The sequence below is a fragment of the Rhizobium sp. PEPV16 genome (assembly GCF_008919455.1).
Taxonomy (GTDB): Bacteria; Pseudomonadota; Alphaproteobacteria; order Rhizobiales; family Rhizobiaceae; genus Rhizobium; species Rhizobium leguminosarum_Q.
Genome location: NZ_VSZV01000204.1, coordinates 1 through 8,859 on the forward strand (window position 1 = coordinate 1; position 8,859 = coordinate 8,859).

Consider the following 8,859-nt stretch of genomic DNA (forward strand, 5'->3'; position numbering starts at 1 on the left):
TCCTCGAAAACGAAATTCTCTACGGCCAGCACTTCGATGTGCCTAAGCTCGACAATTTCGTCCTGCCGATCGGCAAGGCGCGCATCCATCGTCCGGGCAAGGACGTCACGGTCGTCTCCTTCGGCATCGGCATGAGCTATGCTACCAAGGCTGTCGCCGAACTCGAGAAGCTCGGCATCGACGTCGAACTGATCGACCTTCGCACCATCCGCCCGATGGACCTGCCGACCGTGATCGAATCGGTGAAGAAGACCGGCCGTCTGGTCACCGTCGAGGAAGGTTATCCGCAGTCCTCCGTCGGCACCGAAATCGCCACCCGCGTCATGCAGCAGGCCTTCGACTATCTCGATGCGCCGATCCTGACGATCGCAGGCAAGGACGTTCCGATGCCTTACGCCGCCAATCTCGAAAAACTCGCTCTTCCGAACGTCGGCGAAGTGGTCGATGCGGTGAAGGCTGTTTGCTACAAATAAGGGGAGGGTGTTTCGATGCCGATCAATATCACGATGCCCGCCCTCTCTCCGACCATGGAGGAAGGCAACCTTTCGAAATGGCTGGTCAAGGAAGGCGACAAGGTCAAGTCCGGCGATGTGATCGCCGAGATCGAGACCGACAAGGCGACAATGGAAGTCGAAGCCGTCGATGAAGGCACGGTTGCCAAGCTCGTCGTTGCGGCCGGCACCGAAGGCGTCAAGGTCAATGCGCTGATCGCGGTTCTCGCCGCCGATGGCGAGGATGTCTCCGCTGCCGCAAGTGGTGCGGGTTCCGCCGCCCCAGCGCCGAAGGCAGACGGTGCGGCCGCGCCGAAGGCCGAGGCTGCCCCGGCTCCGGCCCAGTCCGCTCCGGCTGCAGCACCCGCACCCGCCGCTATACCCGCATCGGTTTCGGCTGATGGCAACCGCACCTTCTCTTCGCCGCTTGCCCGCCGTCTGGCCAAGGAAGCCGGTATCGACCTTTCGGCTGTCGCAGGCTCCGGCCCGCACGGTCGCGTCGTCAAGAGCGACATCGAGGCCGCCGTTGCCGGCGGTGGCGCCAAGGCTGCCGCTGCGCCTGCACCCGCTGCCACCCCGCAGGCTGCCGCGCCGGCGTCGGCCGCTGCTGCACCGAAGGGCGCTTCCGAGGAGGCCGTGCTCAAGCTCTTCGAACCGGGCTCCTACGAGCTCGTGCCGCATGACGGCATGCGCAAGACGATTGCCAAGCGTCTGGTCGAATCCAAGCAGACGATCCCGCATTTCTACGTCAGCGTCGATTGCGAGCTCGATGCGCTGCTGGCGCTGCGCGCCCAGCTCAACGATGCGGCCCCGCGCAAGGATGGCGGCGCTCCGGCCTACAAGCTCTCGGTCAACGACATGGTCATCAAGGCCATGGCGCTGTCGCTGCGCGACGTTCCGGATGCCAACGTCTCCTGGACCGACAACAACATGGTCAAGCACAAGCATGCCGATGTCGGCGTCGCGGTCTCGATCCCCGGCGGCCTGATCACGCCGATCATCCGCAAGGCCGAGCAAAAGACGCTGTCGGTGATCTCCAACGAGATGCGCGATCTCGGCAAGCGCGCCAAGGACCGCAAGCTGAAGCCCGAGGAATATCAGGGCGGCACCAGCTCGGTCTCCAACATGGGCATGATGGGCGTCAAGGTGTTTTCAGCCGTCATCAACCCGCCGCATGCGACGATCCTCGCGGTCGGCGCCGGCGAACAGCGGGTCGTCGTCAAGAAGGGCGAAATGGCGATTGCCACCGTGATGTCGGTCACGCTCTCGACCGACCATCGCTGCGTCGATGGCGCGCTCGGCGCCGAACTGCTCCAGGCCTTCAAGGGCTACATCGAGAACCCGATGGGCATGCTTGTCTGATAGCGGCACGAGGCGGAAATGACCAAGACCGTTCTTTGCTATGGCGACTCGCTGACCTGGGGTTATGACGCCGAGACGATCGGCCGTCATGATTACAAGAATCGCTGGCCGAGCATGCTTCAGGCAGCGCTCGGCGGTGACGCGCGTATCATCGCCGAAGGCTTGAACGGGCGCACCACCGCTTTCGACGACCATCTCGCCGATTGCGACCGCAACGGTGCGCGCATCCTGCCGACGATTTTGCAGACACATGCACCGCTCGACCTCGTCATCCTTCTGCTCGGCACCAATGACATGAAGCCGGTCGTGGCAGGCTCGGCTTTTGCCGCATGCCAGGGCATCAGCCGGCTCGTGCGGCTGATCCGCAATCATGCCTGGCCCTTCGAATTCGATGGGCCGGAGATTCTGATCGTGGCGCCGCCGGCGATCCGCGCGACGGGCAATGTGCCCTTCGCCGCATCGTTTCCCGGCGGCATCGAGGAATCGGCAAAACTTGCAACGCTTTATCGTGATCTTGCCGACGAACTCGGTTGTGGCTTCTTCGACGGCAATTCCGTCGCCAAGACCACACCGATCGACGGCATTCACCTCGATGCGGAGAATACGCGTGCGCTTGGGCGCGGGCTGGAATCGATCGTGCGGATGATGCTGGGGATCTGAGCATGACCTCCTTCATCGCCCTCCGGCAGGCCTCACGGCGGGATGCTTCGGAGTTGGCGATTCTGGCGGATATCGCATCGCGCGGTTTTGCCTCCTGGCTCTGGTTTGCCGGTGTGAAAAACGGCGTGAGTGACACGCCGCTGGAGCTGGGCCGGCTGAAGATGGGCGAGGAGGAGGCTGTCGGCGGCTGGCGGGATGCCGTCATTGCCGAGGCCTATGGCGAGGTCGCGGGTGTGGCGATCGGCCATGCGCTGGGTGAGGGGATAGGCGATATCGAGGCGACGGTTCCGGCGACCGCACCGATGCTTGCCTTGCAGAAGGCGGTGGTCGGAAGCTGGTTCATCGGCAGTCTCGGCGTCTATCGCCATCTGCGCGGCATCGGCATCGGACAGAGGCTGCTCGACGATCAGATCGACAGGGCGGATCGGCGGCCCGTCAGCCTGATCACCGCCAGCGACAACGAAGCGGCTTTGTCGCTTTATGGAAGAAACGGATTCCTGGAGGCTGCGCGCGCCGATGCCGTGCCGCTCTTCGAAAACAGCAAGAGACATGCGTGGGTGCTCATGACCCGCAGCGCAGCGTAACAAAGGCAGGAAACACATGGCTGAATCCTACGACGTCATCATTATCGGCTCCGGCCCCGGCGGCTATGTCGCCGCCATCCGCGCCAGCCAGCTCGGCCTCAAGACTGCGATCGTCGAGCGCGAGCATATGGGCGGCATCTGCCTGAACTGGGGCTGCATCCCGACCAAGGCACTGCTGCGCTCGGCCGAGATACTAGACCACTCCAATCACTTCAAGGATTACGGCCTCGTTCTCGAAGGCACGGTCAAGCCGGATGCCAAAGCCGTCGTCGGCCGCTCGCGCGCCGTCTCCGCCCGTCTGAATGCCGGCGTCGGCTTCCTGATGAAGAAGAACAAGATCGACATCATCTGGGGCGAAGCGAAGATCACCAAGGCTTCGACCGGGACCCAGGCGGGCGAGATCGTCGTCGGCAAGTCGTCGAAGCCGGTCGTCGAGCCGCAGCATCCGCTGCCGAAGAACGTCAAGAGCGGCGAGGGCACTTATACCGCCAAGCATATCATCATTGCTACCGGCGCCCGCCCGCGCGCGCTGCCCGGCATCGAGCCGGATGGCAAGCTGATCTGGACCTATTTCGAGGCGCTGAAGCCGGACGTGCTGCCGAAGTCGCTGATCGTCATGGGCTCCGGCGCGATCGGCATCGAATTCGCCAGCTTCTATCGCTCGATGGGCGTCGATGTGACCGTCGTCGAGGTCATGCCGACCATCATGCCGGTCGAGGATGCCGAGATAACGGCGATCGCCCGCAAGCAGCTTGAAAAGCGCGGCCTCAAGATCTTCACCAGCGCCAAGGTCTCGAAGGTCGACAAGGCCACGAACAGCGTTACCGCCCATGTCGAGACGGCCGATGGCAAGGTGCAGCAGATCACTGCCGACCGGCTGATTTCGGCCGTCGGCGTTCAGGGCAATATCGAAAACCTCGGTCTCGAGGCGCTCGGCGTTAAGACCGACCGCGGCTGCGTCGTCATCGACGGCTACGGCAAGACCAATATCGCCGGCATCTATGCGATCGGCGATGTCGCCGGCCCGCCGATGCTGGCGCACAAGGCAGAACATGAGGGCGTCGTCTGCGTCGAAAAGATTGCAGGCCTGCCGAATGTCCATCCGACCGACAAGGGCAAGGTCCCGGGCTGCACCTATTGCAATCCGCAGGTCGCCTCCGTCGGCATCACCGAAGCCAAAGCCAAGGAACTGGGCCGCGACATCCGCGTTGGCCGCTTCTCCTTCGCTGCAAACGGCAAGGCGATCGCGCTCGGCGAAGACCAGGGCATGGTGAAGGTGATCTTCGACAAGAAGACCGGCGAACTGCTCGGCGCCCACATGGTCGGCGCCGAAGTCACCGAGCTCATTCAGGGCTTCGTCGTCGCGATGAACCTCGAAACGACCGAGGAAGAGCTGATGCACACGATCTTCCCGCATCCGACTGTGTCCGAAACGATGAAGGAAGCGGTGCTCGATGCTTACGGCCGTGTGCTGAACGCTTGAGAATTTCCGAAGCTGCCCTTTATCCCTGGGTGGCAAAGCCATCCCCAGGGGTGGAAAAAACGAAAGGAAATCATCATGTCTATGGAGACGCAGGCGTTGCTGGTGTTTTTGCTGATCGGCCTGGTTGCAGGCTTCCTTGCAAGCCTGGTCGTCGGTGGCGGCGGGCTGATAAGATGCCTGCTGAGCGGCATCATCGGCGCCTTCGTCGGCGGCTATCTGTTCAGCACGCTCGGCATTTCGCTGGGCATTGAAAACGCGCTGGTGGTGCAGATCATCCACGCCACCGTCGGCGCCATCATCGTGGTTCTGATCGCGAGAGCGGTCGCTTGAAGCGTAACTGAGGGCCAACTTGAGGGTAGGGGAAGGCATGGAAAGCGTCGGCTGGATTTCGGCAATCATCATCGGCGGGCTTGCGGGCTGGCTCGCTGGCAAGCTGATGGAAGCGCGATACGGGATTTTCCTGAATATCGTGCTCGGCATTGTCGGCTCGGTCGTCGCAAGCGCCATCCTCGCGCAGTTTCATCTCGAGGTGGTCGGCGGGCGGCTCGGCTATTTCGTGACGGGTTTCCTCGGCGCCTGCTTGTTGATATTCCTTGTGCGGCTGGTGCGGCGCTAGATCCGAATGAGATTTGCCGCATAGGGGCGGTAGAAAGCTGAAACTGCAATGGTGACTATCCTCGATACGATCAATCCCGACGCCAAGCGCGTGCGGCATCCGGAGAAGGCGCATCGGCCTGATACGGAAGTCATGCGCAAGCCGGACTGGATTCGCGTCAAGGCGCCGACCTCCAAGGGTTATGCCGAGACGCGCGCGATCGTGAAGGAGCACAAGCTCGTCACCGTCTGCGAGGAGGCCGGCTGCCCGAATATCGGCGAGTGCTGGGACAAGAAGCACGCGACCTTCATGATCATGGGCGAAATCTGTACCCGCGCCTGCGCCTTCTGCAATGTCGCCACCGGCAAGCCGAATGCGCTCGACATGGCCGAGCCCGAGAACGTCGCCAAGGCGGTCAAGGAGATGGGCCTATCCCACGTCGTCATCACCTCGGTCGACCGTGACGACCTGGAGGACGGCGGCGCCGAACACTTCGAAAAGGTGATCTGGGCAATCCGTGCGGCCTCACCGATGACGACGATCGAGATCCTGACGCCCGACTTCCTGAAGAAGCCGGGTGCGCTGGAACGCGTCGTCGCCGCCAAGCCCGACGTTTTCAACCACAATATGGAAACGGTGCCCGGCAACTATCTGACCGTTCGCCCCGGCGCCCGTTACTTCCATTCCGTTCGCTTGCTGCAGCGGGTGAAGGAACTCGATCCCACCATGTTCACCAAATCGGGCATCATGGTCGGTCTCGGCGAAGAGCGAAACGAAGTCCTGCAGCTGATGGACGATCTGCGCACCGCCGATGTCGACTTCCTGACGATCGGCCAGTACCTGCAGCCGACCCGCAAGCACCACAAGGTCGAAAGCTTCGTCACACCCGACGAGTTCAAGTCCTACGAGACCGTCGCCTACAGCAAGGGCTTCCTGATGGTCGCCTCGAGCCCGTTGACACGCTCTTCTCACCATGCCGGCGACGACTTTGCCCGGCTAAGAGCGGCGCGCGAGAAGAAGCTATTGATGGCGGCCGAGTAAGAGCCGGCATTTGCTTTTTGTGTCGCCCGCGGCGATTTTCGCCGCGGTTTTTCTTTGGGCAGTCGATGGGGATGTCTTATCAGGATCTCACGGCTCTGGTCGAAGTGTAACCCGCAAGAGTCGCCGGAAGATGGCCCAAATCCCGGAACTCTAGTTATCCCACTACCCGCTCATCAATGAAGACCGGCTCCCGTTTAAGGCTGGATCAACACTCCGTTTCAGCAGCCATAGAATTGAGTTTCTGTTGCCATTCGATTTTGCGCGCTACACGAAGCCGACCGTATCCTGGCGAGCGGCTATCCCGGCAGCGGCAAGAGCACGCTTGCAAAGCGGCTCCCGCGAGCGAGCGGCCTTCGCTACGTCTCCATCAAATCAAAAATGCAACTGCAATGTAGCTCAGGGCCGGCGGATCGCCCATTGCAGCGCGGGGTAGCTGCCGATCATCTCGAACGCGCCAGCGCCGACTGCTTCGCGAACGGCGACCGCGACGCCGCTATGGGTATGATCGAGAGCGTCATGCCAATCGTCGCCGGCGATGATACCGCCCGATTTGACTTTACGCCGCAGCACTTTGAGCTCCTCGGCCGTGCCATCATAGGAGTGCGAAGAATCCAGATAGACCCAGTCGAGATGGTCGTCAGGAAGTTGCTCAAGGAAGGGCACGGAATAGTCGACATGGACCGATACGTTTGCGCCTTGCGCAGACCTTTTGATACGTCGCGAGGCCACATGGTGGGCGCGGCTCGTCGATAGCCGGCCATTGGCGGTATAGATGCCCCAGTCCGGATAAAAATTTCCGAAAATCAACCACCAAGGGTCGACGAAATAGGCGGACTTCGGTTTGGCCCGGTCAAGCAGAATGGTCGAGAACAATCCGGTGAACACGCCAAACTCTGCGCCGACACCACCCTTGGGGAACAGATCACAGAGGAATTGCCGGCTCCTCAATCGGTGGTCGGACAAAAACTCAGCCTGTAAAAATTTCGAGTCTAACGGTATGCTCCCGACCGAAAGTATATCTTGTGCGTTTCTGATAAAATGCTCTGTCAGGAAGCTCATTCGTGCCACACCTATAATTTTCGGCAATGTATATGTTGTGAATATTGGGCAGGCAAGCGATATTATTATACGGGTTCTAGAGTATGTATAATTATAATATTTCAATAAATTGAGTATAGACGGCATATAAAGAGCATTGTATAGGATACTCGTTTTATTTCTATTGGCTCACCATGGCGAGTGAGACGCAACAGCCTTCGGATCATATTTGATACGGCATGTTGCGTGGTCAGCTTCGAAAATATCATCGCCATCCGGATCCTCGAAGAACGATGGATCATGGACGGCACGAACCCGTCTTCCTTGGACATTCGATTGCCGCGCACCGATTTCGTCGTCTGGGTCCGCATGCCGCGGCTTGTCTGCATCTGGGGCGCAATCAGTCGGTGGGCGAAATGGGTCGGCCGCACTCGTCCCGAAATGGCCCCGGGCTGTATCGAGAAGGTCGATTTGGAATTCCTCCGCTTCATCTGGACCTTCGAGGAGAAATTTGCGCCGCGACTCGTCGCGGGCATCGCCGCACATGGCCCCGAAGTACCGGTTCTTCAGCTAAAATCCCGGGCCCAGATGCGCGAGCTTCTTGATCTTCTCGGCCAGCCCGATTAATTGCCGCTTATGCCGCAATTCGAAACGCACCGTCTCGTCCCGCACACGCCCGAGCAGATGTTCGATCTCGTCGCCGATGTCGAGCGTTATCCGGAATTCCTGCCGCTCTGCGAAGCGCTCGCCATCAGGAGCCGCAAGGAGCGCGACGGCAAGATCCTGCTCGTTGCCGACATGACGGTCGGCTACAAGGCGATCCGCGAGACCTTCACGACGCAGGTGCTGCTGAACCGGGCGGAACACGTGATCGAGGTCAAATATATCGATGGCCCGTTCAAATATCTCGACAATCGCTGGCACTTTGCCGAGACGCCATCTGGCGGCTGCACCGTCGATTTCTTCATCGACTACGAGTTCAAGAGCCGCATCCTGGGCGCGTTGATGGGCTCGATGTTCGACCGCGCCTTCCGCATGTTCACCGAAGCCTTCGAGACGCGCGCAAACAGGATCTACACGCCGGCCCGATGAGCGAACCCGCGTCAGGCAGTAAGGAGCGAGCGCACCATCTCCAGCGCCGTCCTGATCGTTGCCAATCGAACCTCGCTGCGGCCGATATCGCCATAGAGCATTTTCCGATGGATGAGCGTGCCGGCGCGCGACTTGGCGGCGAGATGCACGAGGCCGACCGGTTTTTCCGCCGATCCGCCGCCGGGGCCGGCAATGCCGGTGACGGCAACGGCGATCTCGGCGCGTGAGCGGAAGAGGGCGCCATGCACCATCTGCCGCGCCGTTTCCTCGGAGACCGCCCCGAAGCGCAGCAGCGTTTCCGCCTGCACGCCGAGCATCTCCATCTTCGCGCTATTCGTATAGGTGACGAAGCCGCGGTCGACGACGGCGGACGAACCCGAAATCTCCGTCAACGCTCCTGCGATCAGCCCGCCGGTGCAGGATTCGGCGGTCGAGATCATCAGCCCTGCAGCCGTGAAGTCGCGGACGATCGCCTCCGCCGTCGAAATAATATCCTGAGGAAAAAGGCTCATC

General features: G+C 61.0%; 11 protein-coding genes and 2 pseudogenes. 11 read left to right on the plus strand and 2 right to left on the minus strand.

The annotated features are described in order from the left end of the window. The 9 genes and pseudogenes from FY112_RS05850 to FY112_RS37445 all read left to right on the plus strand — a co-directional run. Positions 1 to 473 (plus strand): transketolase C-terminal domain-containing protein (locus tag FY112_RS05850; protein ID WP_281408446.1); only part of this gene is annotated, 473 nt, incomplete at its 5' end. A 15-nt stretch (positions 474 to 488) separates the two neighbouring features. Continuing rightward, complete coding sequence (locus FY112_RS05855) at positions 489 to 1,853, plus strand: pyruvate dehydrogenase complex dihydrolipoamide acetyltransferase (protein WP_151517948.1); 1,365 nt, start codon at positions 489 to 491, stop codon at positions 1,851 to 1,853. 18 nt (positions 1,854 to 1,871) lie between these two features. Next, positions 1,872 to 2,513: an SGNH/GDSL hydrolase family protein gene (locus tag FY112_RS05860; protein WP_017960297.1), complete on the plus strand. Its 642-nt coding sequence runs from the start codon at positions 1,872 to 1,874 to the stop codon at positions 2,511 to 2,513. Between the two features lie 2 nt (positions 2,514 to 2,515). Then, positions 2,516 to 3,097: a GNAT family N-acetyltransferase gene (locus tag FY112_RS05865; RefSeq protein WP_017960298.1), complete on the plus strand. Its 582-nt coding sequence runs from the start codon at positions 2,516 to 2,518 to the stop codon at positions 3,095 to 3,097. A 16-nt stretch (positions 3,098 to 3,113) separates the two neighbouring features. After that, positions 3,114 to 4,580 carry a dihydrolipoyl dehydrogenase gene (gene lpdA, locus FY112_RS05870; protein ID WP_017960299.1) on the plus strand — a complete coding sequence of 489 codons (1,467 nt, stop codon included), beginning with the start codon at positions 3,114 to 3,116 and terminating at the stop codon, positions 4,578 to 4,580. 75 nt (positions 4,581 to 4,655) lie between these two features. Continuing rightward, entirely contained in the window at positions 4,656 to 4,910 is a 255-nt protein-coding gene (locus FY112_RS05875; RefSeq protein ID WP_017960300.1) for a GlsB/YeaQ/YmgE family stress response membrane protein, read from the plus strand. Positions 4,911 to 4,947: 37 nt separating this feature from the next. Then, complete coding sequence (locus FY112_RS05880; protein ID WP_151517949.1) at positions 4,948 to 5,196, plus strand: GlsB/YeaQ/YmgE family stress response membrane protein; 249 nt, start codon at positions 4,948 to 4,950, stop codon at positions 5,194 to 5,196. A 48-nt stretch (positions 5,197 to 5,244) separates the two neighbouring features. After that, on the plus strand, positions 5,245 to 6,216 hold the full coding sequence (gene lipA, locus FY112_RS05885) for a lipoyl synthase (RefSeq protein WP_003559117.1): 972 nt from the start codon (positions 5,245 to 5,247) through the stop codon (positions 6,214 to 6,216). Positions 6,217 to 6,465: 249 nt separating this feature from the next. Next, positions 6,466 to 6,585, plus strand: a pseudogene (locus tag FY112_RS37445) (DNA topology modulation protein FlaR); the annotation flags it as partial. Between the two features lie 27 nt (positions 6,586 to 6,612). Here FY112_RS37445 and FY112_RS05895 read toward each other — a convergent pair. Next, positions 6,613 to 7,275 (minus strand): class I SAM-dependent methyltransferase, encoded by a 663-nt coding sequence (locus FY112_RS05895; RefSeq protein WP_245274325.1) that lies wholly within the window; start codon positions 7,273 to 7,275, stop codon positions 6,613 to 6,615. A gap of 243 nt (positions 7,276 to 7,518) precedes the next feature. Between FY112_RS05895 and FY112_RS05900 the strand changes: the two are divergent. Further along, positions 7,519 to 7,881: pseudogene (locus FY112_RS05900) on the plus strand (AAA family ATPase); the annotation flags it as partial. A gap of 9 nt (positions 7,882 to 7,890) precedes the next feature. Next, positions 7,891 to 8,346, plus strand: coding sequence for a type II toxin-antitoxin system RatA family toxin (locus tag FY112_RS05905; protein ID WP_094086051.1), 456 nt, complete (start codon positions 7,891 to 7,893; stop codon positions 8,344 to 8,346). An 11-nt stretch (positions 8,347 to 8,357) separates the two neighbouring features. On the opposite strand, the gene FY112_RS05910 is transcribed toward FY112_RS05905, so the two are convergent. Further along, the gene (locus tag FY112_RS05910; RefSeq protein ID WP_020485991.1) at positions 8,358 to 8,858 is read right to left on the minus strand and encodes a CinA family protein; all 501 of its coding nucleotides are present in this window, start codon (positions 8,856 to 8,858) and stop codon (positions 8,358 to 8,360) included. Between the last annotated feature and the right edge of the window lies 1 nt (position 8,859).

What these genes read in the sequence shown, in the direction of transcription:
- FY112_RS05855 (WP_151517948.1), top strand. Translation starts at nt 489, where the DNA reads ATGCCGATCAATATCACGATGCCCGCCCTCTCTCCGACCATGGAGGAA.
- FY112_RS05860 (WP_017960297.1), top strand. Translation starts at nt 1,872, where the DNA reads ATGACCAAGACCGTTCTTTGCTATGGCGACTCGCTGACCTGGGGTTAT.
- FY112_RS05865 (WP_017960298.1), top strand. Translation starts at nt 2,516, where the DNA reads ATGACCTCCTTCATCGCCCTCCGGCAGGCCTCACGGCGGGATGCTTCG.
- lpdA (WP_017960299.1), top strand. Translation starts at nt 3,114, where the DNA reads ATGGCTGAATCCTACGACGTCATCATTATCGGCTCCGGCCCCGGCGGC.
- FY112_RS05875 (WP_017960300.1), top strand. Translation starts at nt 4,656, where the DNA reads ATGTCTATGGAGACGCAGGCGTTGCTGGTGTTTTTGCTGATCGGCCTG.
- FY112_RS05880 (WP_151517949.1), top strand. Translation starts at nt 4,948, where the DNA reads ATGGAAAGCGTCGGCTGGATTTCGGCAATCATCATCGGCGGGCTTGCG.
- lipA (WP_003559117.1), top strand. Translation starts at nt 5,245, where the DNA reads ATGGTGACTATCCTCGATACGATCAATCCCGACGCCAAGCGCGTGCGG.
- FY112_RS05895 (WP_245274325.1), bottom strand. Translation starts at nt 7,275, where the DNA reads ATGAGCTTCCTGACAGAGCATTTTATCAGAAACGCACAAGATATACTT.
- FY112_RS05905 (WP_094086051.1), top strand. Translation starts at nt 7,891, where the DNA reads ATGCCGCAATTCGAAACGCACCGTCTCGTCCCGCACACGCCCGAGCAG.
- FY112_RS05910 (WP_020485991.1), bottom strand. Translation starts at nt 8,858, where the DNA reads ATGAGCCTTTTTCCTCAGGATATTATTTCGACGGCGGAGGCGATCGTC.